Source organism: Candidatus Poriferisodalis sp., assembly GCF_965204195.1.
Taxonomy (GTDB): domain Bacteria; phylum Actinomycetota; class Acidimicrobiia; order Acidimicrobiales; family Poriferisodalaceae; genus Poriferisodalis.
This window is the reverse complement of sequence record NZ_OZ241975.1, coordinates 3,271,977-3,296,362: the sequence shown is the minus strand read 5'-3', so window position 1 is coordinate 3,296,362 and position 24,386 is coordinate 3,271,977. Positions and strand designations below refer to the sequence as shown.

Annotated in this window: 26 protein-coding genes; 8 read left to right on the top strand and 18 right to left on the bottom strand. The window is 66.8% G+C overall.

What is annotated here, in order from left to right:
• The first annotated feature begins 87 nt into the window (after nucleotides 1–87).
• Nucleotides 88–1,113, top strand: a complete 1,026-nt coding sequence (locus ACOGI8_RS14770; RefSeq protein WP_419854556.1) for an LLM class flavin-dependent oxidoreductase — start codon at nucleotides 88–90, stop codon at nucleotides 1,111–1,113.
• 29 nt (nucleotides 1,114–1,142) lie between these two features.
• Here the strand turns inward: ACOGI8_RS14770 and ACOGI8_RS14765 are convergent, their stop codons facing one another.
• Together ACOGI8_RS14765 and ACOGI8_RS14760 are read right to left on the bottom strand one after the other, a co-directional pair.
• Nucleotides 1,143–1,766 carry a hypothetical protein gene (locus ACOGI8_RS14765; protein ID WP_419854555.1) on the bottom strand — a complete coding sequence of 208 codons (624 nt, stop codon included), beginning with the start codon at nucleotides 1,764–1,766 and terminating at the stop codon, nucleotides 1,143–1,145.
• A 113-nt stretch (nucleotides 1,767–1,879) separates the two neighbouring features.
• A complete protein-coding gene (locus tag ACOGI8_RS14760; protein WP_419854554.1) occupies nucleotides 1,880–2,707 on the bottom strand; it encodes a gamma-glutamyl-gamma-aminobutyrate hydrolase family protein in 828 nt (275 codons plus the stop codon).
• A gap of 76 nt (nucleotides 2,708–2,783) precedes the next feature.
• On the opposite strand from ACOGI8_RS14760, the gene ACOGI8_RS14755 reads away from it, so the two are divergent.
• Nucleotides 2,784–4,073: a TolB family protein gene (locus ACOGI8_RS14755; RefSeq protein ID WP_419854553.1), complete on the top strand. Its 1,290-nt coding sequence runs from the start codon at nucleotides 2,784–2,786 to the stop codon at nucleotides 4,071–4,073.
• Nucleotides 4,074–4,516: 443 nt separating this feature from the next.
• Here ACOGI8_RS14755 and ACOGI8_RS14750 read toward each other — a convergent pair whose 3' ends face one another.
• Nucleotides 4,517–5,137 carry a hypothetical protein gene (locus tag ACOGI8_RS14750; protein ID WP_419854552.1) on the bottom strand — a complete coding sequence of 207 codons (621 nt, stop codon included), beginning with the start codon at nucleotides 5,135–5,137 and terminating at the stop codon, nucleotides 4,517–4,519.
• A gap of 148 nt (nucleotides 5,138–5,285) precedes the next feature.
• Here ACOGI8_RS14750 and ACOGI8_RS14745 point away from each other — a divergent pair, with 148 nt between their 5' ends.
• Nucleotides 5,286–6,167: an endonuclease/exonuclease/phosphatase family protein gene (locus ACOGI8_RS14745; RefSeq protein ID WP_419854551.1), complete on the top strand. Its 882-nt coding sequence runs from the start codon at nucleotides 5,286–5,288 to the stop codon at nucleotides 6,165–6,167.
• Between the two features lie 19 nt (nucleotides 6,168–6,186).
• Here ACOGI8_RS14745 and ACOGI8_RS14740 read toward each other — a convergent pair whose 3' ends face one another.
• Nucleotides 6,187–6,597, bottom strand: coding sequence for a type II toxin-antitoxin system VapC family toxin (locus ACOGI8_RS14740; RefSeq protein WP_419854550.1), 411 nt, complete (start codon nucleotides 6,595–6,597; stop codon nucleotides 6,187–6,189).
• Entirely contained in the window at nucleotides 6,594–6,824 is a 231-nt protein-coding gene (locus ACOGI8_RS14735) for a CopG family transcriptional regulator (RefSeq protein WP_419854549.1), read from the bottom strand. Before ACOGI8_RS14735 ends, ACOGI8_RS14740 begins: the two co-directional genes overlap by 4 nt.
• A 136-nt stretch (nucleotides 6,825–6,960) precedes the next feature.
• Here ACOGI8_RS14735 and ACOGI8_RS14730 point away from each other — a divergent pair, with 136 nt between their 5' ends.
• Nucleotides 6,961–7,398: a GFA family protein gene (locus tag ACOGI8_RS14730; protein WP_419854548.1), complete on the top strand. Its 438-nt coding sequence runs from the start codon at nucleotides 6,961–6,963 to the stop codon at nucleotides 7,396–7,398.
• Nucleotides 7,399–7,417: 19 nt separating this feature from the next.
• Here ACOGI8_RS14730 and ACOGI8_RS14725 read toward each other — a convergent pair whose 3' ends face one another.
• From ACOGI8_RS14725 to ACOGI8_RS14715, 3 genes are all read right to left on the bottom strand, one after another.
• Nucleotides 7,418–8,125, bottom strand: coding sequence for a pyridoxamine 5'-phosphate oxidase family protein (locus tag ACOGI8_RS14725; RefSeq protein WP_419854547.1), 708 nt, complete (start codon nucleotides 8,123–8,125; stop codon nucleotides 7,418–7,420).
• A gap of 69 nt (nucleotides 8,126–8,194) precedes the next feature.
• Nucleotides 8,195–9,121: a HalD/BesD family halogenase gene (locus ACOGI8_RS14720; RefSeq protein WP_419854546.1), complete on the bottom strand. Its 927-nt coding sequence runs from the start codon at nucleotides 9,119–9,121 to the stop codon at nucleotides 8,195–8,197.
• A gap of 4 nt (nucleotides 9,122–9,125) precedes the next feature.
• Nucleotides 9,126–10,034 carry an NAD(P)-dependent oxidoreductase gene (locus tag ACOGI8_RS14715; protein WP_419854545.1) on the bottom strand — a complete coding sequence of 303 codons (909 nt, stop codon included), beginning with the start codon at nucleotides 10,032–10,034 and terminating at the stop codon, nucleotides 9,126–9,128.
• Nucleotides 10,035–10,318: 284 nt separating this feature from the next.
• Between ACOGI8_RS14715 and ACOGI8_RS14710 the strand changes: the two genes are divergently transcribed.
• Nucleotides 10,319–11,551, top strand: coding sequence for an LLM class flavin-dependent oxidoreductase (locus ACOGI8_RS14710; RefSeq protein WP_419854544.1), 1,233 nt, complete (start codon nucleotides 10,319–10,321; stop codon nucleotides 11,549–11,551).
• On the opposite strand, the gene ACOGI8_RS14705 is transcribed toward ACOGI8_RS14710, so the two are convergent.
• The 4 genes from ACOGI8_RS14705 to guaB form a co-directional block, all read right to left on the bottom strand.
• On the bottom strand, nucleotides 11,548–12,426 hold the full coding sequence (locus ACOGI8_RS14705; RefSeq protein ID WP_419854543.1) for a haloalkane dehalogenase: 879 nt from the start codon (nucleotides 12,424–12,426) through the stop codon (nucleotides 11,548–11,550). The genes ACOGI8_RS14710 and ACOGI8_RS14705 overlap by 4 nt on opposite strands.
• A gap of 87 nt (nucleotides 12,427–12,513) precedes the next feature.
• On the bottom strand, nucleotides 12,514–14,502 hold the full coding sequence (locus ACOGI8_RS14700) for a putative glycoside hydrolase (protein WP_419854542.1): 1,989 nt from the start codon (nucleotides 14,500–14,502) through the stop codon (nucleotides 12,514–12,516).
• 54 nt (nucleotides 14,503–14,556) lie between these two features.
• Nucleotides 14,557–14,925: a preQ(1) synthase gene (queF, locus tag ACOGI8_RS14695; protein WP_419854541.1), complete on the bottom strand. Its 369-nt coding sequence runs from the start codon at nucleotides 14,923–14,925 to the stop codon at nucleotides 14,557–14,559.
• Nucleotides 14,926–14,960: 35 nt separating this feature from the next.
• Nucleotides 14,961–16,040 carry an IMP dehydrogenase gene (gene guaB, locus ACOGI8_RS14690; protein ID WP_419854540.1) on the bottom strand — a complete coding sequence of 360 codons (1,080 nt, stop codon included), beginning with the start codon at nucleotides 16,038–16,040 and terminating at the stop codon, nucleotides 14,961–14,963.
• Between the two features lie 28 nt (nucleotides 16,041–16,068).
• Between guaB and ACOGI8_RS14685 the strand changes: the two genes are divergently transcribed.
• A complete protein-coding gene (locus tag ACOGI8_RS14685) occupies nucleotides 16,069–16,974 on the top strand; it encodes a YceI family protein (RefSeq protein ID WP_419854539.1) in 906 nt (301 codons plus the stop codon).
• Nucleotides 16,975–17,038: 64 nt separating this feature from the next.
• On the opposite strand, the gene ACOGI8_RS14680 is transcribed toward ACOGI8_RS14685, so the two are convergent.
• On the bottom strand, nucleotides 17,039–18,733 hold the full coding sequence (locus tag ACOGI8_RS14680; RefSeq protein ID WP_419854538.1) for an AMP-binding protein: 1,695 nt from the start codon (nucleotides 18,731–18,733) through the stop codon (nucleotides 17,039–17,041).
• Nucleotides 18,734–18,756: 23 nt separating this feature from the next.
• Nucleotides 18,757–19,689, bottom strand: a complete 933-nt coding sequence (locus ACOGI8_RS14675; RefSeq protein WP_419854537.1) for an LLM class flavin-dependent oxidoreductase — start codon at nucleotides 19,687–19,689, stop codon at nucleotides 18,757–18,759.
• Between the two features lie 65 nt (nucleotides 19,690–19,754).
• Between ACOGI8_RS14675 and ACOGI8_RS14670 the strand changes: the two genes are divergently transcribed.
• Nucleotides 19,755–20,894, top strand: a complete 1,140-nt coding sequence (locus ACOGI8_RS14670) for a serine hydrolase domain-containing protein (RefSeq protein WP_419854536.1) — start codon at nucleotides 19,755–19,757, stop codon at nucleotides 20,892–20,894.
• 45 nt (nucleotides 20,895–20,939) lie between these two features.
• Nucleotides 20,940–21,656 (top strand): type 1 glutamine amidotransferase, encoded by a 717-nt coding sequence (locus tag ACOGI8_RS14665; protein WP_419854535.1) that lies wholly within the window; start codon nucleotides 20,940–20,942, stop codon nucleotides 21,654–21,656.
• Between the two features lie 61 nt (nucleotides 21,657–21,717).
• Here the strand turns inward: ACOGI8_RS14665 and ACOGI8_RS14660 are convergent, their stop codons facing one another.
• The 4 genes from ACOGI8_RS14660 to ACOGI8_RS14645 form a co-directional block, all read right to left on the bottom strand.
• Nucleotides 21,718–21,954 carry a hypothetical protein gene (locus ACOGI8_RS14660; protein ID WP_419854534.1) on the bottom strand — a complete coding sequence of 79 codons (237 nt, stop codon included), beginning with the start codon at nucleotides 21,952–21,954 and terminating at the stop codon, nucleotides 21,718–21,720.
• A 188-nt stretch (nucleotides 21,955–22,142) separates the two neighbouring features.
• Complete coding sequence (locus ACOGI8_RS14655) at nucleotides 22,143–22,853, bottom strand: hypothetical protein (RefSeq protein WP_419856435.1); 711 nt, start codon at nucleotides 22,851–22,853, stop codon at nucleotides 22,143–22,145.
• A 13-nt stretch (nucleotides 22,854–22,866) separates the two neighbouring features.
• Entirely contained in the window at nucleotides 22,867–23,499 is a 633-nt protein-coding gene (locus ACOGI8_RS14650) for an alpha-ketoglutarate-dependent dioxygenase AlkB (protein WP_419854533.1), read from the bottom strand.
• Nucleotides 23,496–24,287, bottom strand: a complete 792-nt coding sequence (locus tag ACOGI8_RS14645) for a hypothetical protein (protein ID WP_419854532.1) — start codon at nucleotides 24,285–24,287, stop codon at nucleotides 23,496–23,498. Before ACOGI8_RS14645 ends, ACOGI8_RS14650 begins: the two co-directional genes overlap by 4 nt.
• Nucleotides 24,288–24,386 lie beyond the last annotated feature (99 nt).

Sequence of the window (24,386 nt, the reverse complement as noted above, 5' to 3'; positions counted from 1 at the left end):
ATAGTCGAACGCGTCTTAGGAAATTTTCGGGCAGCGCGGCGCGTGGGCCCTCGGCCTGGCTCTGCGACGCCGTCGTAGTCTCCGGCCATGGCTCAATCACTGCGCTTCGGGGTCGTCCACGATCTGCGGAGCCCGCCCGGCAGCGATGTGTCACTGCCCGAGATGTACGCGCAGGCGCTCGACCAGCTCGAGATGGCTGATGAACTGGGGTTCGACCTGGCGTGGTTCACCGAGCACCACTTCCTCGATGACGGCCATCTGCCGAACTTCGTGCCGGTGGCCGGGGCGGTGGCCGCTCGCACGTCGAGAATCCGCATGTCCACCGACATTTTGCTAGCGCCGTTCGCGCATCCGATCCGGCTGGCGGAAGATCTGGCGATTCTCGACAACATCTCGGGCGGGCGCATCGAGCTGGGCATCGGCATGGGCTACGCGGCGCATGAGTTCCGTGGCTTCGGGATCCCCCAGTCCCGCCGGGTATCGCTCACCGAGGAGTTGGTGCAGATCCTGCGGCTGGCATGGAAGGGCGAGCCGTTCAGCTTCCACGGCAAGCGCCATCGCTTCGACGACCTGCTGGTGACCCCGGCGCCGGTGCAGCCGGGCGGCCCTCCGCTGTGGATTGCAGGGATGAGCAGCAATGCGGCCGTGCGGGCTGCCCGTTTCGACACGCACCTGCTGCCCCAAGGCGCTCCCGAGGTGGTGATGGACCCGTGGAAAGACGAGTTGCGGGCGACCGGGCGCGACCCCGACGACTACCGGGTGGGCATCATCCGCTCGGTGTTCGTCACCGACGACGTCGAGCGCGAGTGGAATCCCATCAAGGCCGCGGAGCGCTACCGGCTCGGCGTGTACGCCAAGTTCTTCGCCGAGACGCCCGACGAGTTCACGGCGTTCGACCCGTCGAAGGGTGCGATTCCCCAGAACTGGATCGTCGGCGACGAGGACCACTGCGTCACTGAGTTGACCGGGTTCATTCAGCAGTACGGCTTCACCGACGTATGCACCTGGGGCGCCTCGCCCGGCATGGCCCCGTCGCTGTTCAACTCGTCGCTCGAACGGCTCGCTCGAAATGTCATCCCGCGGGTACGCGCCGCCGTCGAGGGTGATGCCTGAGCGCGAACCGGCAACGCTGAGTTCGTCGGTCAGATGTAGTCGTCGTCATCCCAGGAATCGGACTCCCAGGAAGCTGTGCGGCGTCTGCGTCGCGGCCGTCGGTTGAACTCGTTGTCCCAGTCAGCGTCGTCATCCCAATCTGCGTCGTCGTCATCGTCCCACCAAGCCGGGCGACGTGTTCGGCGACCGCGTGCTCGTGGGTGCGTGCGATCGTCCCAGTCGTCGTCCCGATGATCTTCGGTCTCGTTCCACTCGTCGTCCGCGTCCCAGTCGTCTGAGTCGAGATCGTCTGGGTTCCAGTCGCCGTCGAGGTCGCCGTGGTCGTGTTCGCGTCGAGGCCGCGAAGTGCCGCGGCGCGAGCGACGGGCCGATTCGGGCTCGGGACCCTCCTGCCGGCGCTTCTTGCGTCGCCTGTGGATCACCAAGGCGATGATGGCCAAGATGAGCGCGGTACCGCGTAGGTCTGCCCAACTGACGCCGATGACCGTCCGCATGATGAGGAGCACGACCAGCGCGATCACGAATTCTTGGCTCGTCAACACCCGCAACAGCAGCAAGCCGACGATCGATCGGGCGGATCGGCGAGAGTTCGAGTCGGCGGCGCCGTTCTCGCGGGGCGAGTGTCTCCGCCGCCATCGGGAGGACTCGGCCATGCCGCCAGTATTGCGCGCCGCCTGCGGGCGTCACTTCGGTGCAGCGCGACTTCGACGGCCTTTGGGCAGCCTGCCGACGGGGTCAGCGTCGGGTTATGGCACCGTCGCAGTGGTCAGCGGCTGGCGTTGTCGACGAGCCAGCGGAAGCAGGGGTCGGCGAGTGCCTCGGCCATCAGCTCGGGGTGCCACTGCACGGCCAGGATCGGCAGCTCCGTGTGCTCAATGCCCTCGATGATCCCGTCGGGGGAGTGGGCGGTGGCGATGTAGCCGTCGCCGAGCTGATCCACCGCCTGGTGATGCAGCGAGTTCACCGCCACCTCGGGGCCGTACATCTCGCGCAGCTGGCTGCCCTCGACGGTGAGGACGGTGTGGGGGGTGGCGTCGGGCGGCCCGTCCGTGGCTGCGTGCTCGGGAAGGTGCTGGTGCAGGGTGCCTCCGGCGGCGATGTTGATGAGCTGCGGGCCGCGGCAGATGCCCAGCACCGGCAGGCCGCTGTTGACGGCGGCGTCGAGCAGCGCGATCTCGAACGCATCGCGCAGCGGCACGCGGTCGGCGGCAGCGAGTGGGCTGCTGTGCTCGCCGTCGCTGCGAGCAAGCATCGGAACTGAGTCGACGGCGCTGACGGTGTCGTTGTCGAAGCCGGCGGCGCGCTCGGCAAACGGGTCGATGCCGTCGTATACCTGCTCGTGCAGGCGATCGGCGTACAGGCACGCGGCTACGTCCTCGCCGCCGGTGAGCAGCACCGCGTCGAGGCGCGGCACCACATCGGCCGGGTCGGCGTCGAGCGGCACATGCACCGCGATGGCCCCCGCAGCGTGCACCGCCTGGGCGTAGTGAGCGATGTACAGATCGACTTCGACATCCACGAACACCGGCGGGAAACCGCGGATGCGAGCGCCGGCGCGGCGCCGTCCCGACAGTCCGATCAGCGGCTTGGGCACCGGGCCACCCTAGAGAATCCGCTTCGCGCGTCCTCTGACCGACTGTGCGCGATCGGTTGCAAGTACGGTCGCGCGCATGGTGGTGTCGAGCTCAGGCCGCCGCGGTCCTGATCAGCCTCGAACGCGATGGTGGCTGGTTGCGGCCGTCGCCGGCGTACTGCTCGTTGCTGCTGCCGCAGTCAGTTCGCAGCTGGGTTCGAATGGGGCCGCCGACGACGCCGAACCCGCAGAAGCAGCCCCGGAAACGAGCGCAGATGCGGTTGCGCCCGACGAGGATGCCGCGCCGGTGACGACTGCTGCCGCTGCCGAGGCACCGGTGGAATCGGAGCCACCCCAACCTGAAGACGAACCAACTGACACAACCGACGCATCGGGCTCGGAGCTGTCGGAGGCCTTCGGCGAACCAGAGCACCCAGTGTCGGGCGTCGAACCGTACATCCCCAGCCGCATCCGGCTTGACGAGCCCGGCCCGCCCGCAGACGTTTGCAGGGGAGTGCTGCCCGCTCAACGTGTTCAGGTCCCGTTGAGCTTCGCGAGCACCAAGCCCGAAGGCGTCGATCATCTCTCGTGGTCACCCGACTGCCGGCGCATGGTGTTCCGGGTCGGCAGCACCCTGTGGGTTGCGAATGGCGACGGAACCAGCGACCTTCCCTTCCTCACGGCTCAGTACGGCCTGAATGCGCCGGTGTGGTCGCCCGACAGCCAGTGGATCGCGTTCTCGCAGGGCGCAATCGTGGAAGGAGAGAGGGCCAGCCACATTTTCATGATCCTGCCCAACGGTCTGGGTCTTGCTCAGATCACGCACGGAAATGTGCTGGATCAAGACCCCACTTGGTTTCCCGACGAGGGCCGCATCGCGTTCGCCCGCCGAATGCGGGTGACCGAGAACGACGGAAGCACCCGCTTCGAGCACCGCATCGTCTTGGTGGACCTGTTGGACGGCGCTGAGCAGGTGATCTCTGCCAGTGCCGAGAGTCTGTCAGCGCCCTCGTGGTCTCCTGATGGCAGCGTCATCGCCTACCGAACCGGCGACGAGCTGAGAATGGTGCGACTCGACGACCTGTCCGAATCGCTGCTGCTGTCGGGTGTTGTCGGCGGCCGTGGTACGTGGTCGGATGACGGCTCCGCGATCGCAGCGATGCGCGAGTGGTCGGACGGCCAGGCCACCGCCGCGATCCGCTCGCTGCAAGATCCGATCGCCAGCGAGGACTACAGCGTCACCGTGCAGGCAACCGCCGAAATCGCATCAGGCAGCACGCCAACCCTGCGATGGAGCGAGACCGGCGAACACCTGCTGTTCCACGCGATCGACCCAAGAGGCGGCCACTGGATCTACCGCCTCCCCACACCGCGCCCAGACGGCTAGAACCGAAACGAGTTGGTGGCTCGGCGCTGCAGCGGCCCGTCAGAGCCGAACGACGCACCGGCAACCGTCGTGTCTGCCATATGTAGGCTGAGGTTGTGACAGAGGGTCGGACTGAAGCAGTTCGGGAGAATCGCTTCATTGAATACGCACGTCGCAAGCCCGGCCAACTCGCGGGATGGTGCATTGCTTGGTTCGTGCTGGCGAGCGTCCTCGACTACGCGCTGTCGACATCTGGACCGAGCACCGGCGATGGATGGCAGTTCTTTGTTGCGTCGGTTTACTTCTTGATTGCGCCCGCAATACTCGTATGCGCTTTCTTGGCGATTTGGGGCTCCAACGCCGTCATCAGGCGCCGTACCGGCGGGCTGCCTTCGGTAGACGAAGCGCGGGATGCTGCAGACCAGCGGGCAGCGCTCTCTGGTCGATCCTCGCGAGCCTGAGCGTCACGAGCCTCTGCCACGAGGCAGACGCTGCAGGTCTACTCGCAGCCTGACGTGGGAGGGTCGCCGCGGCGGGTCGGTGAAACCGAAGCCGAGTGGCCGGTCAAGCGGCGCGAGCGCGCCGAGGTCGGTGCCGTCGAGGCTCGCCGTGGCGGCGACGACGCGGCGGGCCGAGCGAGTTCGGTACCACTCGACGACTCCGGTCGGGCTGGTGCCGTAGGTGCGGACATCGAGCAGCTTGCGGGCACACCAGTTCTCAACCGTGGCCGTGAGCCAGCGGGGACGTGGCGGCAGGCTGAGTCTCGCGAGGCCGATCTTCATGTCTAGCTGGAGTCCGCCCGACCGGACGGTGTAGCTGCGGCCGCGGCGTTCGGTCGTGACCGGTTCGTCTCGGACCCTGTCGAACGGGTACACCGAGTTGACAAATGCGGCGGCGCCGCCCTCGCCGAGCAGAACGCGTCTCCCGTCAGGCCGTGCCCACATCACGTCGGCGAACGGACCGATCGGGCTCTGCCGCCAGTCACCGATCACGAATCGATGACCCGAGGCGAACCCCACCGATGTGATCGAGCCGCGCAGAGTCTCCATCACCGGCATTTCTGCGCCCTGTTGCCGCTCCATCATCGCATCATGCTTGCGCCGCAAGCCTGAATTGGGTTTCGTACCTGATGCTGGCGGTGCCGAATCCGATCGCTATTCGACTGCGTGGTCGCTGGAACGCGTTCGAGGCGATTATGAGGCCTGTCACAGCCCGCGGGTACGGTCGCCTTCCATGGTGACGAGGGTCGTGAGTTGGAACGTAGCGAAGCGCCACGCCCCGTGGCGCGAGCTGGTTGAGATGGATGTCGATGTGGCGCTCCTGCAGGAGGCCGGCAACTATCCGACTGATGTCGCCGACAGGGTCGACACCGGACCCCCCGAGAGCTGGGATTCACATCGTTGGAACTCGGACTGGTGGGAGGGGCGCTTCTCACGACTGTTCGACCGGTGGCCAAAGATCGTGAAGCTGTCTGATCGTGTCGACGTCGAATGGTTCCGGCAGGTCAGCCCGATCGGCTGGGTGGACGACGACGAGATCGCCGTCAGTGGTATCGGAACCGTCGCGGCGGCCCGAGTAGCGCCGGCCACCGCCGAGCCCTTCGTAGTGGTGTCAATGTACGCACGTTGGGCGGGGCCGCATCCGTCGACGAATAGCTCATGGAAGGTCGGTTATTCGGACGGCTCGGCGCACCGGATCATCTCGGATCTGTCGGCATTCATCGGTGACACGAGGCCGTCAACCCACAGGATCTTGGCCGCAGGCGACCTGAACATGATCTATGGCGAAACCAATGAACCGTGGCAGTCGTTGGGATCCCGGACACAGACGGTCATCGACCGGATGGACGCACTGGGTTTCGAGTTCCTTGGACCGCAAGCTCCCGATGGAGGGCGTCAAGCAGAGCCGATCCCAGCCGGATTGCCGTCGGATACTCGCAATGTGCCGACGTATCACTCAACGCGGCAAACGCCAGCAACCGCTACCAATCAGCTCGACTACGTATTCGCTTCACGCGGCTTCCACGAGCAGATCTCCGTATGGGCGTTGAATGGACCTGACGAGTGGGGTCCGAGCGATCACTGCCGCATCCTGATCGAGATCGAAGACGGATAACGCGGCTAGCTGGCGTTGATCAGGGGAGTACGTGTAGGAAGCCGGCTGCGGCGAAGTCGCCGTCGAAGGCCAGGGCTTCGCGGAGTCTTCGCTGGCGCATCACTTCGAAGCTTGTGGCATCCACGAACGAGTACGTGCGTTCGTCGTGTTCGCGGAGCCAGCGCACTGCCCGCTGCTCCTGATCTTCGGTGACGTGTGTCACGACCAGTCCATGGCCAGCACTGAGGGCCTCGATTCGGTCCAAGTAGGCGACCCCGTAGGCGTGACCTGCACGGCGGCGCAGGAACGTCCAGGTCTCGCCGACGACGTGATTCGTCGTCAGGATCTGCTCGGATCGGCCGAGCTTGCCGAGCATGGCGAGCGCGTCGTTGTGGCGGGCGTCAGATGGCAGCGCCCAGGCCACCCACCACCCCGTGTCGGCAAACTTCACGTGCCGTACACGACATCGTCGATCTCGCCGGGCTCGACGGTCACACCCTCGGGACCGAAGCCCGCGAGCGCTGTCCAAGGATCGTCGTCGGCAGTGGGTGCGTCGTCTTGGAGCATGTGAAGGAGACCCCGGCGAATCAATTCCGACTTCGAGATGCCGCGCCGCTTCGCTTCAAGCCTCGCGGCGTCATTCAGGTACTCGTCGATTGTGATCGAGATCGTCTTCACGCGTCAAATTATATATAGCCAACGTGAAGAAAGATATATGGTGACTGCAAGTGGCCGAGGTTGCCGACGGCCGTGGTGCACAGCATGGAAGAATCGCGCGTCGCCGGGAGCACGGCGCGAACTCGGAGGTGCTGCGATGAGCGAGTCGGCCGAGTCTGCTTCGGGGCCAGTGGCCTCGGGTCACTGCCTGTGTGGTGCCGTGAGCTACGAGGTGCACGGGCCGATCCGACATGTGTGGAACTGTCACTGCTGGCGCTGTCGGCGGTGGACGGGGCACTTCATGGCAGCGACGGGCTGCAAGACCGCCGACCTCCGGCTGATCTCGGATGCCTCCCTGGCGTGGCACCACCCGGCCGACGACCCCAACGTGGCCTACGGGTTCTGCCGAGAGTGCGGCGCGTCGCTCTTCTGGAAGGTGGCTGAGGGTAAGTCGCACCAAGTTGACACCATTGCAATCTGCGCCGGCACGCTCGATCTTCCCTCGGGCCTGCACACGGAGCGGGCCATCTTCGTGAACGACGCGGCCGACTACCACACGTTCGACCCGGCGGTCCCGACCGAGGGCCGCGAGTAGGCCGCCGGCACCCCAATCGCTAGACCGACTGCCTGGTGTCGGGCGTGCGGTGGGCGAGGTTCGCGACGGCAGTGGGCGTCGTGATGCCCTCGGTGAGGTCGGCGGCGGGGGTGGGCAGCTCGAAGCGGGTGGTGAGAGGCACCACTCCGGCCCACCAGTTGCCAGCCATGTCTTCGGCGTCGTCGACGGGGTCGCCGGCGCGGACCTTGGCTGACGCCTCGGCCAGTGGCAGCTCCAGCACCAGTGTCGCTCGCAGATCCTCGGCACTCGGCGGCCGGGAGGTGTCCCAGTTGGCGACGATGTGATCGGTCACCAGCTTCAGTGCCCGTTCCTTGGCCGCGGCGTCGGTGACCCGGTGAGCGAGGCCGCGCACCACGACGCAGCGGAAGTTCATGGAGTTGTGGAACGGCGTGCGCGCCATCACCAGACCGTCGAGGTGGGTGACGGTCACGCAGATCTCGGTGCCTTCGCCGGAGTTCAGCAGGTGATTCGCCAACGCTCCGTGCAGGTACAGGTTCTCGTCGTCGCGCCCGTAGGCCATCGGCAGCACCAGCGGCCCGTCGGGCGTGTCGACGCCGACGTGCGCGATGAGCCCAGCGTCGAGGATCTCCCGCACGTCGTCACTGCCGTAGCGACCCCGCTCCGCCATGCGCCGCAACCTGGTGCGCGCCGAGGGCGCCTGGGTGCTGTTCTGGTCTGAGGGGCCTGATTCGCCTGATTTGCTCACGCCCGCACGGTACGCGGCACATGCACCGCAGTCACAGTGATTTCCGGGCGTCGGTCCAACCGCTCCCCGTCAGTCGAGCAGGTCGTCCTCGCGCACCCGGCTCCGCTCGGCCTCCTCGTGCTCGGTAAGGACGCGGCCGAACAGCTGGCGGGTTCGCTCGACTCGCCCGATGACGCCGGGTTGGTGGGTGTAGGCGAAGATCGCCGCATGGCGGGGCTGCGAGCTCGCAGCCACCCGGGTCACCCGGTGCAACGAGTAGCGCCCACGGAAGATCTGCAGGTCACCAGGCTGCAGATCCAGCGTGTGAACGCCGTCGCGCCCACCGGCCAGCAGCCCGCCGATCGTCTCGAAGCCCTCGTCATCCGCGGATCGCACCGCAGGCGCGTACTCGAACAACCCGCCCTCGTCGGCAGGCTGCACCAGCACCGTCACGGCGAAGTCGTTGGTATCGAAGTGCCAAGGAAACTGCTGACCGGGATCCAAGATGTTCGCCGTGAGGCCCGCCAGCGGATCGGCGTAGCAGTGCAGATCGTCGATCTCGAGGCAGTCAGCCAGCAACCGGCACAACTGCGGCGCACGGAACACCGCGTCGATGGCGCACACCGGCGGCCATGCGTCGCCCGGAATGAAGCCGCTCGAACGCTCAGTGAACGTGTTGACCGGGTGGTCGTCGCCGAACTCGGCATTGACGTGGGTGTGGAAGTAGGGATTGATGACCTGCGTCGAAAAATGCGTCTGCGGCTTCGCAGCGACGATCTCCTCGTTGAGCTGCCGCACGCCGTCTGGCGTCACGAATCGCTTCAGCACCGCACAGCCGTCGGATCGCAGCCCGCTACGAGCGTGCTCGACCACGTTCCAGTAGGCCGCGTGCCTGGAGTCTGACGCCGGCAGGTCGCGCCCTTCCAGCGGGTAGCGCTCATGGTCGATCAGTCGGCTCAATTCGGCTGCCTCGCTGCCCTCGTCCAAGCCGGAGGGCGCAGCCGCTGTGGTGCTCATCTCGCTACGCCTCCCAGTGCGGAACCCAGTCGCCGTCGAGCCGCAGCGACAGGCCGGCGTCGTCCTCGATGCGCCGGGCCACGCTCAACTCCGCAGCGTCGGGGCCGTATCGCTCGGCCGCTAGGGCGAACGCTGCGCGAGCGGCTGTGGTCATCGGGAGGTCAGCCCCGACGATGGTCTCCAACTCGGCCAGCAACCCCAGGTCCTTCACGCACAATTCCAATGGGAACGACGGGTCGTAGTGCCCGGCGAAGATGCTGGGCGCGTCATGGCGCGCCACGAAGCTGTCGCCCACGCTGGCCTTGATGGCCTCCCAGAGGTCGCCGAGCTCGACGCCGTTGCGTACCCCCACGGCCAGTCCTTCGGCCAGTGCAGCAGCGCCGACGAACCACAGCTGATTGGTCACCAGCTTCGTCACGCACCCCGTGCCCAACACCCCGCACGCGATGACCCGCCCCAGCCGTTCCAGCACCGGTCGCACGCGCTCCACCGCCGCAGACTCGCCGCCGGCAAATAGCGTCAGGGTGCCGTTGCGAGCACCATCCACGGCACCGGTCACCGGCGAGTCCACCACGTCGACACCCTCAGGCGCCTCGCCAGCCAGACGCCGGATCAGCTCAGGACGGCTCGTCGTCAAATCCACCCACACCGACCCGGCAGACAGCGCCGCCAGCGCCCCGGCGTCGCACATCACGGCTTCGACATGCTGCGGGGCAGGCAGCGACGTCAACAGCACGTCCACGCTGGCGGCCGCCTCGGCGGCCGAACCCGCGGCCGCCGCACCGGCATCCACCGCATCATTGAGAGCGTCAGGGTTCAGGTCGAATGCCGTGACCGGGTGGCCGGCACGGCTCAGGCGGGCGCACATCGGCCCGCCCATCGTGCCCAACCCCACGAACCCAACGGCCGTCACCCCCATATCTTCGCACCGCCCTCATCTCCGTCCAAACACCGCTGTATGTCGCACCAACGGGCGGTCAGGCCCCGATGCACTCGGCGAGCACAAAACGGCCCGACACTTCGGCACTCGCGAAGACACTTGCTAGCGCGGTCGGAGGGGTGGGTGGCAGCGAACGGGGCCCCCGCAGCCCGCAGCTTGCGAGGACTGCGGGGTGTTCGCTGACAGGACCCGCCCCGGTCAGCACCGGGAGCGCCCACATAGGATGACCGGCGGTCCAGCGCACAGGGAGACACGCCATGAAGTTCGGGATCTTCTACGAGCTGCAGCTGCCGAGGCCGTGGAACGACGACTCCGAGTACGTCCTGTTCCAGCAGGCGCTCGACCAGATCGAGCTGGCCGACAAGCTCGGCTACGACTACGCGTGGGAGGTCGAGCACCACTTCCTCGAGGAGTACAGCCACAGCTCGGCGCCCGAGGTGTTCCTGGCGGCAGCCAGCCAGCGCACCAAGAACATCCGGCTCGGGCACGGCATCGTGCAGCTGCCCACCAACCACCCAGCCCGCGTGGCCGAACGGGTCTCCACGCTCGACATCGTGAGCGGCGGCCGGGTCGAGCTGGGCATCGGCGAGGGATCGTCGGTCACCGAGCTGCACCCCTTCGACCGCCGTTTCCGCGACAAGCGTGTCGTGTGGGAAGACGCAGTGCGCTGCCTCATGCCGATGTTCCAAGAGGTCAACCACAGCTACGACGGCGAGATCTTCAAGTTCCCCGCCCGCAACGTGGTGCCCAAGCCCTACCAGAAGCCGCACCCGCCCCTGTGGGTGGCGTGCAGCCAGCTCGACACGATCGTCATGGCGGCCCAGCGCGGCATGGGCGCGCTGGGCTTCTCATTCGTGTCGGCCGACGCCGCCCGGGCCTGGGTGAACGCCTACTACAACAACTACCTCAACCACCTCGATCTGCTCTGCGACTACCAGACCAACCCCGGCGTCGCAGTCGTGAGCCCGTTCATGTGCGCCGAGACCGACGAGGAGGCCCAGGCCAAAGCCGAGGGCTGGACGTTCTTCCAGTTCTCGCTGGTCTTCTACAACTCTCACGGACCGGTCGAGCCGGGCTCGGTCAACCTGTGGGACGAGTACCAGGAATGGAAGAAGTCGCCGAAGGGCCAGAAGGCCAGCAACAACGTCGGCCTCGTGGGCTCACCCGAGATCATCCGCCGCAAGCTGGAGATGTACGAGGACGCTCACGTCGATCAGCTCATCCTGCTGAACCAGGCCGGCAAGAACACCCACGAGGACATCTGCTCCAGCCTCGAGCTGTTCGCCGCCGAGGTCATGCCGGAGTTTCACCAGCGCGACGCCGAGCACCAGGACTGGAAGTCAGCAGTGCTGGCCGGCGACGTCGTCCTCGACGACATCGACACCGACCTGTACCAGGTGATCACCAACCAGACGCCCGTGGAGAAGCGCGAAGAGATCGAGCGCAAGCAGCGCGAGGCTCGAGCCCGCCAAGCAGTGGGGCTCGGCTAGCGGTTCTGGAGCCAGTCGGCGATGGCTTGGCCGATCTCGTCGGGGCTGTCTTCCTGGCAGAAGTGATTGCCCTCGACGGTCACCTCGGTCTGGTTCGGCCAGGTGCGGCAGTACTCGAGCTGGGGGCCGTTGAGGATCGCGCCCGGATCGGCGTTGACCAGCAGCTTCGGCACGTCTGAGCCCGACAGCCACTCGCCGTAGTCGGTCACGATCTGGGTGACATCGGCAGGTTCGCCCTCGATCGGGATCTGGCGCGGCCACGTGAGGGTAGGACGCCGGTGCTCGGGCTCGACGAACGGGCGCCGGTACTCGTTCATCTCCTCGTCGGACAGCTTGCGCTGGATCGAGCCAGGCAGCACCGCCTCGACGAACAGGTTCTTGGTGATGACCATCTCCTCGCCGGCGGGGGAGCGGAAGCCCTGGAAGATGCCGGCTGCCGCCTCGGGCCACTCCGCCCAGCTCATCGGCCGCACGATGGCCTCCATGTAGCAGAGACCCGCGACGCGGTCGCGGTGCCGGTTGGCCCAGTCGAAACCGAGCGCCGATCCCCAGTCGTGGATCACGAACGTGATGTTGTCGCCGAGGTCGAGCTGGTCGAGCAAGCCGTCGAGGTACTCGCGGTGCTCCACGAAGCGGTACGAGTCGGGCCCGGTGTCGTCCAGCTTGTCGGAGTCGCCCTGGCCGATCAGGTCAGGCACCACGACCCGAGCGTGCGGCCGCACGTGGGGCACGATGTTGCGCCACAGGTACGACGACGTCGGGTTGCCGTGCAGGAACACGACCGGATCGCCCGAGCCGGAGTCGTGATACGCCATCTGCTTGCCGTTGACGGTGGCGTAGGACTTGGACAGCGGTTCCGCAGAGAGGGTGGCCATGGGTGCTCCTCGGGGTAGTGGGGGTGCGCCGGATCGGCGCCACATCATGCCCGCCCCGTCGCACCAATGCTCAGGCTGCCATCGTCGCTAGCGGTACGAGACGGGGATGCCTTCGTTGGTGTAGGTGACTTGGGGATCCCACAGCAGCCAGTCGCTGATGCCGAGGTCGGCTGCGGCATCGATCTGGGCGCGCACCTCGTCGGGTCCGTAGTTCACCCGCATCGAGAAGTCCTGCAGCCACGGCACCACCGCCGTGTTGGTGCCCGCGAGCACGCGCTGGAATTGGGCCAGCGACGCCCTGGTGATGTCGTAGGGCTGTGCCTCTGGGTGCACCACGCCGTACTCGCCGCGCCCCCAGTGCGACGGGTACACCATGGGCGCCACATAGTCGACGTGGTCGGACATGGCGCCGATGTCCTGCGCCACCCACTCGCCGCGGTCTGCCGCGATGCCGAACACCGAGACACCGTGGAACACCTGCGCCTCGCGCAGCATGGAATTCGCCTCAGCCAGGAAGCTCACGATGACCGGCGACGGGTCGCCGCCGTCCCAGCCGGGAATCCGCATGCCGCTCAGATCGCCTTCGGGCCGGCGCATGTAATCCCACAAGATGTCGTCGATGCCGGCCGCGGCGGCCTCGGCGGCGATATCCAGGTTGTACTGCCGCACGATCGGGTGGTTGAAGTTGGTAAACCCGCCGTAGTTCGACAGTGGCCTGCCGTCGGGCGTCTGCAGCACCCAGTCGCGGTCGCCGCTGGCCGTGGCGTAGCGGGCCAGCGTCGGATCCCTGAAGGCCACAATGCGCCCGATGACCCGTACGCCGAGGTTGTGCAGCTCCTCGATGGCCTCCCGCAAGTCGTAGAGCTCCCTCGACGCACCTGACAGCTGCGCCAGCCGGACGTTGGTCCGGTGGCCGATGCGACCATCCTCGTCCTTCAGATCGAGCTGTACTGCGTTGATGCGGCCTTGCTCGATGAGCTCCACTACCGACTCGCGCAGCCCGTCGTGGTCCCATGCGGCTGCCGTCACGTGAACTCCCGTGGTGTGCGGGTAGCCGATGGGCACGATGACATCGAACTCGGTGGTGTTCCCGGCAGCGTCGGTGGCGATCACCGGCACCGGGCCGCCGGGCGGGCTCGGCAGGGTGAGGCTGAACGAGCCCGATGCCGTATCGACGCGCTGATCCCCGATCTGCAGCGATACGCCCGGCTCGACCGACCCGGCCAACACCACCGGCTCGTCCAATGCCACTGGCTCGAAGACCCTCGGCAGCTCCACCGCTGGGGGCGTCCCGTCCACCGTGAACGTGACCGCTGCCGTTGCCGTGCCGAAGAAGCGTCGATCGACATCGAGCGTCACGATGTGCGCGCCCTCGGTCAGTTCCGGCACCGGCCACACGATCCGGTTGTCGTAGCGCTGCACTCCGCTCACCGGGAAGCCGTCGAGCAGCATCTGTGCGGAGGTGACATCACCGCCGTCGATGCTGAACTCCAGGACGGTCCCGGCCAGCCCAGCCGGGCGCACCATCGCGCCGTCGTTGATGCCCGAGACGGTGATCTCGGTGACGCGCAGCGCGATCATCGCCACGAAGCCCACACCGATGGTGGCGGCGATCAGCAGGATCGCAACGATCGCACGGCCACGGCGACGGCGCTTGGGCGGAGATCCCGCGATGCCGATGACGGCGCGGTCGGCCGCTCGGCGCGCCCGCCGGCTCAGGCCGGTCGCATAGAGCGGCGCTTCGGGCTTCGGCGGCCGCCACGGAAAGCCCCAGCCCTCGGCCGGGTCGGTCGGACCAGTTGCCTCGTGGCCATCAGGGCCGCCGGCGAGGTCGCTGCCGACCAGCGACGGCCCCACTTCATGGCCGTGCCGGGTAAGCGACCAGCGTGCGCCCCGCAGCCCCGGCACGGAGCCGGTCTGCGCCACGATGCCCGATTCCTGCAGGGTGCCGAGCGAGGTCTGCACCGTCTGGTTGTCCAGCGCCACAGCCGCGCTGATCTCGCCGATCTCAGCCGTCCCCCCACGGCTGAGCAGCTCGCGCAGAATGCGCCTGTCGGCGGGCGCCAACAATGGCATCGGATCGAGTGTATTGAGGCCGCCAGACGGCCTCCGGTCAGGCGTGCCGCGGCTTCAGCCCAGCGATGCCTGAGCCGGATGGCGAGCCGTGACCGTCGTGGTGATGCCGCCCCGCACCAGCCAGCGCGTCTCGACCGTGGCCTGCTTGGGGGCGACGGCCGCCACCAGGTCGTCGAGGATGCGGTTGGTGATGGCTTCGTGATGGACCGGCTCGTCCCTGAAGCTCCACAGGTAGAGCTTGAGCGATTTCAGCTCGACGATGCGACGATCGGGGATGTACGCGATGTCGACCGTGGCGTAGTCGGGCTGCCCGGTCACCGGGCACACGCAGGTCAGCTCCGGCGTGGTGCAGCGCACCTCGTAGTCGCGGTCGGGGTAGGGGTCGTCGAGCGCGATCAGGTCTCTGGACGGTTCGCTTCCCATGTCGGAACTCCTCGACTGGCGGGCAGAGGTACCCGTCAGTACGACAGGGTGGCGTGCGGGGTGTTCTCCGCCAACCCGAGCGGCGTCACGGCGACGAACTCGGTGCGCTCGGTGAATTCGGCCAGGTTGCGGGCGTTGGTGTAGCTCATGGCGCTGCGCAGGCCGGCCATCAGCTCGCCGATCAGCTTGCCGGCCTCGCCCCGGTAGGGCACGGTGCCTTCGACGCCCTCAGGCGCCCGCTGTTCGAAGTACTCGTCGTCGATTTCCTCGCCGTGACGCTCGGCCCGGGCCTCGATGGCTTCGAAGCTGGCCATGCCGCGGATGCGCTTGCGCAGCCCGTGCGGGCCTTGCTCGACCTCGCCGGGACTCTCCTTCGTTCCGGCGAGCATGCTGCCGATCATCACGGTCTCGGCACCGACGGCCAGCGCCTTGGCGATGTCGCCCGATGTCCTGATGCCGCCGTCGGCGATGACCGGCACGTCGAACCCCGCGTCGGCCAGCCCGTTGACCACGCTGTCGGTCGCAGACAACTGCGGCACGCCGACCCCGGCCACCAGCCTCGTGGTGCAGACCCCGCCCGGTCCCACGCCCACCTTGATCGCGTCGGCACCGGCTTCGGCCATGTCGATCGCGCCGTCGATGGTGGCCACGTTGCCGGCGATCACGTCGGTGTCGGCGAAGTTGTCCTTCAGGCGGCGCACCCCGTCGATGGCGTGGTCGGCGTGACCGTGCGCGATGTCGAGCACCAGCACATCGGCTCCTGCTGCCACCAGTGCCTTGGCTCGGTCGCCCATGTCGTGATCGGTGCCTACCGCGCCGCCCGCAACCAGTGCGCCGTCGTCGGCGTTCTTGATCGCGGCGATCTGGGCTGCTTGCGCGACGATGGGCATGAACCGGTGGACGATGCCCGCACCGCCCAGACGGCCCATGGCAATCGCCATCTCGTGCTCGCAGACCGTGTCCATGTTGGCCGCAATCACTGGCAGATCCAGCGGGATGTTGCGGGACAGGCGGGTGCGCACCGACACGTCGCTGCGGCTGCGGATCGACGACCGCTGCGGCACGATCAGTACGTCGTCGAAGGTCAGTCCGGTTCTCAGGTCGCGCAGTTTCATGAGCGGCCCCAAGCTACCGTGAGCCGCCATGAGCCCCCGGCGCCGGACGGTTGTGACGGTGGTCGTGCTGCTCGTAGTCGTGGCTGCCGCAGCGGCTGTCGGCGTGTGGCGAGTGCTCGGCGATGCCCCCGAAGAGGTCAGCCTGGCCGAAGCGGTCGAAGTCGCCGAACAGGCGCAAGCAGACCCGGATCTCCCAGCGTCGCCGACCACTGCAGCAGCGAGCGGTGAGGCCGCTGGGGACGATGACGCTGTCTCCAATGCCGCAGACGGCGACGCCGCGGGCGTGGACGACGGCGACAGCGCTGGCGTATCGGGAGCAAGCGACGGCGACACCGACGAGGCCGCGGCACCCGCCGCTGCGGTGACCTCGACAGCGGAACTGGGCGGCACGTGGGCCGTGGATGCCGAGACCGGGGAGTTCACCCTGGAGGACGCGACCGGTTCCTTCGCTGGCTTCCGTGTGGATGAGGAGCTGGCGCGCATCGGCGCATTCACAGCCGTAGGCCGCACCGGCGATGTCAGCGGCACGTTGGTGATCGCCGAGGAGTCTGTGACCTCCGTGGAGATTGAGGTTGACCTGACCACGCTGCGCACCGACGACATCCGCCGCGACGGTGCGGTGCAGCGAGCGCTGGGCACGTCTCAGCACCCCACGGCCACGTTCTCGCTCACCGAGGAATTGCACATCGACGGCGCCGTGGAACTCGGCGAGCCCATCAGCCTCATGGCATCGGGCGACCTGACGGTCAACGGCATCACGCAGCCAGTAACCATCGACATCGAAGCCCAGCTCGTCGGCAGCGTCATCGCCGTTGTCGGCTCAGTCGAGATCACCTTCGCCGACTTCGATGTGACGGTGCCGCAGGTGCCCATCGTCCTGTCTGCCGAAGACCACGGAATCATGGAGTTCCAGCTGCTCTTCCGGCGCTCTTGAGCGTCGGAAGCGTCCGATACGGCGACGCTCTTGAGCGTCGGAACCATGAGATACAGCGACGCAGTTAGTCGAAGCGTTCGCGCAGCCGGTACTTCTGGATCTTGCCGCTCGGCGTCATCGGGAATTCGTCGACGATGACGAGTTCCTCGGGCCAGAACTGCCGTGTCACCTGTTGATCGTCGAGAAACTCTGTGAGCTCGGCTAGTGTCGGCGCCTCGCCGGTGGGTTGAACGAATGCGCAGCCGATCTCGCCGAGTCGCTCATGAGGCTTGGCGACGATGGCGGCGACACCCACGGCGGGGTGCCGCAGCAGCACATCCTCGACTTCCTTGACAGGGACGTTCTCGCCGCCGCGGATCACCAAGTCCTTCGTACGGCCCGCGATGCTGATGTATCCGTCGCTGTTCATGACCGCCCGGTCGCCGGTGTCGAACCAGCCGTCTGTCCAGAACTGCTCAGTGAATTCCCGCCCGGCCATGTAGCCGGCGAACAGCGCGCTGCCGCGACATTGCAGGTCGCCCTCGGCGTCGGTCACTGCCTGGCCGGATTCGTCGATCACCCGTACTTCGTTGTCGTTCACGGCCCGGCCGTCGGTGAGCCGGCGCTCGAGCGGGTCGCTGGGCCGGCCCACGGTCAGCAGGCCGGTTTCGGTCATGCCCCAGCCAGGCATCACCACGCAATCGGGCAGCAACTCGAGCGCACGTTCGAGCACCGGGCGCGGGATCGCTGCGCCCGCACACAGGAATCGCTGCCACGTGGACAGGTCGTAGCCGGCCAGATCATCGACGTTGAGCACGTCGGCGAGGAACGGCGTCGCACCCATCGACAGCTGGATCCGGTGTTTGCCGATGAGCTCCACGAACTCGGTGGGGTCCCACACGTCCTGCATGACGACGTGGCCGCCGGTGTAGAGCGGCAGCCGCATCCCGTACAGGTAGCCGGTCTGGTGGCCCAGGGTGGAGGCCATGTGGGTGACGTACGCCTGCGGCGCGCCAGCGCCAGGGTGCGGCTCGAGCCCCTCGCACACCGTGTCGAGGAAGGCGTCGACGGCCACCGACAGGATGTTGTGGGTGTGCATGACGCCCTTGGGCAGGCCGGTGGTGCCCGAGGTGAACATCATCTCGCACACGTCGTTGGGCCCCGGCCGGCACAGGTCGACGGCGGCGCGGTCGTACGACGAGAACCGGCCTTCCTCGACCAGGTCCTCCCAGGTGATCGCGCCCTCCGGCAGCCACGACTCGTCCCCGTCTGCATCCGACTGCAAGGTCTCGGGCGATGGCACCACCACCAGCTCGGTGACCCATTCGCACTGCTCGCGCAGCTCGGCGTGCATCTCGGCGAGCTTGAAGCCCCGGTAGCTGTCGGCGGTCACCACCACCATCGGCCGGCCGAGTTCGCTCATCACCGTGAGCTCGTTGTGCCGGAAGATCGGCGCCACCGGGTTCACCACCGCCCCGATGCGGTCGCACGCCACCGATGTCACCACGAAATGGCGCCAATTCGGGAGTTGCAGCTGGACGACCGTGCCGGGACGGACGCCGATCTCCAGCAGGCCCTTGCTGACGGCGTCCACGTCGGCGCCGAGCTCGCCCCAGGTCATGGTGCCGAAGCGATCAGTGATGACCGGTTCGCCGGCCCGCTCGGCAGTCCACCTGTCGATCCGCTCGTCGAGCAGCCGGTTCGGCCACGCTCCCGAAGCGCCCAGCTCGTCGATGCGCTCCGCTGCCAGCGTCGTCTCGAAGAATCGCTTTGCGGACATCCCGTCCCTTTCGGCGACTAGGCCTACCCCTCGCGGAAGCGCGGAAGCACCTCCGCTGCCCAGAATCGTTCGCTTTCCTCGATGTAGCTCATGGGCGAGGCGGCGCTCAACACGACGGTGCGCGCGCCGGCGTCGATGTACTCGCGCAGCCGCGCCTCGCAGCGGTCGGGATCGCCCGCGATGGCGAACTTGTGAACGAGTTGCGAGAAGTCTTGCGCGTACTGCTTGGACAGCCGCTCGGCGGCGTACTCGATAGCCGTGTCGTTGTCTTCGTGACAGCAGAAGAACACGAACAGGCCGGGCTCCACCGGTGTCGGGTTGCCTTCGTCTTCCCGGTAGCCGGCGATGGCCTCGATCGACTGCGCGAGCCGCTCGGGCGTGTACATGTACGGCAGCCAGCCGTCGCCGTAGCGTGCTGCCCGTCGCCACGCGGCGTCCTGCCTGCCGGAGACCCACACCGGCGGCGGCGATGCCGGCTTGGGTGCGAGCGTGACGCCGTTCAGGGTGTTGAAGCGGCCCTCGAAGGTGACGTCGTCTTCGGTGAACAACCGCCGCATGATGTCGAGCGCCTCATTTGTGCGAGCGCCGCGCTCGCGCACCGGCACTCCGCACGCCTCGAACTCCGAGGGCATCTCGCCGCCGACGCCCACGCCGAGGTGGAAGCGCCCGCCGGAGGCCACGTCGAGCGAGGCCGCGAGCTTTGCGCACAGCGCCGCCGGGTAGAGCGGGATGAGCGTGATCGATGTCATCAGCTTGAGCGTGGTGGTGGCGCCCGCTGCCACCGCCAGCGAGATGAAGCCGTTCGACGTCGGCACGTGGAAGAACACGTGCTCGCCGGTGGTGGCGTAGTCGTAGCCGAGCGCTTCGATCTCACGCGCAGCCCCCGCGATGTCGTCGCTGCGACGAATTGCCAGCCCGAACTCGATCTTGCCGTTGGCCGGTGTGCTGTCGCTCATTGCGTCCCCTGTCCTTGCCCGCTCTTGTGGAGCGAGACGGTAGCCGCGGGTGCTAGGCCAAGGCCGTGAGCACAACAACTGACGCTGCAACCACAGTCCAACCGTCCCGCATCGACGCGCTGCTCGACCGCTGCAAGCGCGAGGTGGAAGCGGGGCTCCTGCCGAGCTGCCAGGTGGCTGTCGGATTCGAAGGCGAGATCGTTGCGCAGGCCACCTACGGCGATGCCACCGACGAGACCCGCTATTGCATCTTCTCGGCCACCAAGCCGTTCGTTGCATCGACGATGTGGCAGCTCATCAGCGAGGGGGTGGTGGAACTCGAGGCCACCGCAGCCAGCTACGTGCCGGTCTTCGGCGAGAATGGCAAGGACCAGATCACGGTGGAGCAGGTGATGCTGCACACGTCGGGTTTTCCGCACGCTCCGCTGAAGCCGCCGCAGTGGGACACGTCGGAGTCGCGGCTGGTCGCCATGGCGAACTGGCGGCTCAACTGGGAGCCGGGCACCCGGTACGAGTACCACCCGACGTCGGCGCACTGGGTGCTGGCCGAGATCATCAACGCAGTCACCGGCAACGACTTCCGCGACGAAGTGCACAACCGGGTCACCGGCCCGCTCGGGCTGCCGCGCCTGCTGGGCCTGGCTGCCGACGACCAGGACGGCATCGCGGAGCTGATCCTGGTGGGCGAGCCGGCCACGCCCGACGAGCTCGAAGCGACGTTCGGCGTGCGTGAACTGCCCATGACCGAGGTCACCAATGAGGCAATCCTGCGCTTCAACGAGCCGTCGGTGCGCGAGGTGGGCGTGCCGGGCGGCGGGGGGTTCGGCACTGCGGTCGACCTGGCGCGCTTCTACCAGGGCCTGCTCCACAACCCCGACGATCTGTGGGACCCCGAAATGCTCGCCACCGGCACGGGCGAGGTGCGCAACACGATGCCCGACCCGATGGGCATGCCCGCAAACCGCTCGATCGGGCTGTTCCTGGCGGGCGATGACGGCCTGTCGAACATGCGCGGGCTGGGCCGCACCGTGTCGCCGATGGCGTTCGGCCACAACGGTGCCGGCGGGCAGCTCGCCTGGGGCGACCCGGCCACCGGCCTGTCGCTCGGCTACACCACCAACGGCTACGACGAGCACGAGGTTCGCCAGCCCCGCCGTGACACTGCGATCGGCAGTCTCGCCGGACTCTGCACCACTCCCGGCTGACGGCCCCGAACTGGGGCGATCGCCAACGTGGTAGCAACGGAGGTGATGCGGCTCCTCGTACTGCAGCACATCGACTGCGAGCATCCCGGCCGGCTGCGCGACTTCCTCCGTGCCGACGGCGTCGAGTGGACGGCGGTGGAACTTGACGAGGGCGAGCCCATCCCGCCGCTGGAGGACTACGACGCCATGTGGGTGATGGGCGGCCCGATGGACGTGTGGGACGTGGAGGACTGCCCCTGGCTGGTGCCGGAGAAGCGCGCCATCCGCCGCTGGGTGCGTGACCTGCAGCGACCGTTTCTGGGGCTGTGCCTGGGGCACCAGCTGCTGGCCGATGCGCTCGGGGGCACCTGCGGCCCCCAGCGCCCGCCAGAGATCGGCGTGCTGGCCGTGGATCTCACGCCGGAGGGCCGCGGCGACCCGATCTTCCGCCAGATGAGCGACCGCCAGCACGCACTGCAGTGGCACTCGGTGCAGGTGGCGCAGCCGCCCGACGATGCGGTGGTGCTGGCCAGCTCCCCGGAGTGCCGGGTGCAGGCCATGCGGGTCGGTCCACGGGCGTGGTCGATGCAGTACCACGTGGAGGTGGAAGACGACACGGTGCGCAACTGGGGAGCCATCGACGCCTACCGCGACGCCCTGGAGTCGACGCTCGGCCCCGGCTCGCTGGACGCGCTCGCTGCCGACGCCGACCGCGCCATGGTCGGCTTCGCTGCCGACGCCGAGCAGCTCTACCGCAATTTCATGGCGGCAGCGTTCGACTAACGGTCGGCCCAATCGTGGGCAGACGTCGTCATTGATGCCGTTGGTTCAGTCGGAGGTCAGATCACCGGATCAGAGTGACTTCAACGCGAGCGTGTGTATCCAATAGTGGAATCAACTTCGCGTGAGTTTGGCTGGCCCCAAGCCGCGCGGCCTCCGCACAACGTTCGCGACTGGCAAGTCGGTCTGTCAATGATGCCGTCTTGCCGGTGTGCAGCGGATACAGCATCCGCTGGAGGTCGAGCCCGACGAACATCTGTACGCCCGACACGTTGTTCCAGGTGATGGCTGGGTAGCTCATCTCGAATTCGTGCTCTGCCTAAGTAACGGCTTGGATGGCCCGTGATTTCCCCTGTCTGTGGATGCCTCGTCCGCTCGGCGAAGCTCCGCATGCAGTCGATCAGCGGCCTGGTGGCCACCCTTCCCAGATCTCGAGCGCGGTGATCCAGACGCCGGCGACGACAAGAGCGACGAACCAGATCTGGAACATCAGTGGTTGTCCCACCATGCAGCGAGAGCTTCGTTGAAGAACTCATCGACGCTGCTTTGGGCGTAGGCCCAGGCGTCGGCTGCATGTGCCCAGGCCAGAGCGGTGTCGGCCCAGGCACTTTCGGCCTCGTCGCCACGGTGCTCTTCCCAGTGAACTCTGGTCATGGCCCAGACCTCGTCCACCGTCCTTCGGGCTGTGCGGACATCTGCCTGTGCGGTGAACGCGCGGTCTTGGTTTCCGGTGTGGTCATTCGGACGCATGCCATTCCGCACAACTGCCCAGGTTGCGCTGGCATCCGCAGCAAACGCGACGGTCTGTGCGTTTTCCCAGATGTCCCGCTCGTCTCGGCTGCGTGTGACCCCGCGTTCGGCTCGACGAAGAGTGATCTCCTCGGGCAGCGTCATGAACGCTGCCATCGTGGCTTGTCGGGCGTGTATCACTGCGGCGGAGACTCGCCCCTTGTTCGCCGCTTCGGCGGCAAGTAGGCGCTGGGATTCGGCCAAAGCCCATGGGTCATCGGCTAGGGCTTCCTCGAACGGAGAAGGTAGATCGGGTTCGACTTCGACCTCCCCCCGGCTGCACCATGCGGATAATGCGGCAAGAAGGGCAAAGATCCCGATGCAGATGAGGAGGTTGCGAAACCTGCGGTGGCGTCTAGCACGGCGCTGTTCGGAGGTGGGGTGCCGGGGGTCGACCAAGCTGTCGGCCATTATCGGAACGGCATCAGACGGATCCAGAGTTCAGATCGGCAATGGTGCGAAACGTGATCGAGACGCGTCGCTCGCGCTTGAACTGCTGGCCGTTCCAGAGATCAGACTTCCGCTTGGCAATGCTGTGCCGCCAGTCGGTGCGTGCCTCTCCGCGCAGCACGAGCAGGCTGCGGCGTGCCAGCCGCTCGCCGTGCTCTTCGCCAGTGGCATCGCAGCGGAAGTCCATGTTGATCGCCGCTCCCAAGCTCACGGTCGCGACAACGGGGCCGAAGCAGTCTCGGTCCACATGAGGCGCGATCCCTTGTCCTGGCAGATACTCGTTGATGATCGCCTGTTCGAAGGGCTGCTTCGGGTCTAGTAACCGCTGCACGTCTTCGGAAACGCTGCCATAGGCCTTGCATGCGAGTTCAGCCAGCCAGCCGGGCAGCGACCCGATGCGAGCTGTCTCGTCAAGCCAGCGATCCGAGTAGTCGTACTTGAACCCGAAGTGCTGTACGCGTCGCGAGATATCGGAGAGCCACCCTGAGGCATCGGCGCACCCGAGCAGATCTAGCTCCTCGGATGCCGTCAGGAATTCCTCGTGGTACTCCAGACCGGGGGGCGCGGCCACTGTGTCGTCAGCGAATAGCGGTAGCCGCATGCTCATGGCCGCAGGACCCAGCGTTCTGCCTCCACCTGCCACAGGCGGGGACTTGGCTTCCACTGTACGCGCCCGTCGCTGCTGTCCGGCTCCGGAAATCTCCGTGGGACTCTGACACGGATGGCCTCTATCTGTCGCTTGAATCCTGCTTGATCAAGCCTCTGGCCAAGCATCGGGATCTTGGGCTCGATGCTGTGGATGTTGCTCGCCGTCGTGTAGAGCAGTTCGACAGCGTGATCAGACCGACCGACTGCTTGCCCGATCAAGTTGGCCCACTGGTCGATGTCCGCTGGCGACACTGCCTTTTGGTGCGACACGTAGCTGAACGTGAAGAGCAGCCGGTCCGAGTTCGTGAAGTTGATTGCGTCGAGCGACTCGATGTACACAGCAGACCTGAAGCCGGCATCGAGGCGGCTGAGAACCCGCTCGCCAAGTTCTTGCATCATCTGGTTCGGGTCGAACGCCAGGTAGTCGATGCGCCGCAGCGCCTTTCGGCCGAGAGCTTCGTTGATCGCGACGGCAACTGTGGCTGCCCCGGCCCCGATGTCAACCACCAGCAGCCGCTGACCCTTCGCAGGCGGAACATGGAGAGCAGACTTGTAGACCTCGCGAAAGACGTCAGCGTGCCCGCGCTGGTAGTTGAGAGTGTCGTGTAAGGCGTAAGCATCGGGTTCATCGGCAGCAAGCTGACCTTGGCGGTCCGAGAGCACGGCAGCATCCTGTTGCTCCTGCGGAAGTTCGGTCCATGGCCGTTGAACAACTGATTCAAATGCAGCGTCGTAGTCAATTCCCACGGGGCTTCCTCTTACGCAATTGACGCTCCTAGAAACCGAGCCAGCTGAACGGCAGCGGGTCAAGTGGAGAGTGTGTCATGAGCTGCGCTCATTCACGTG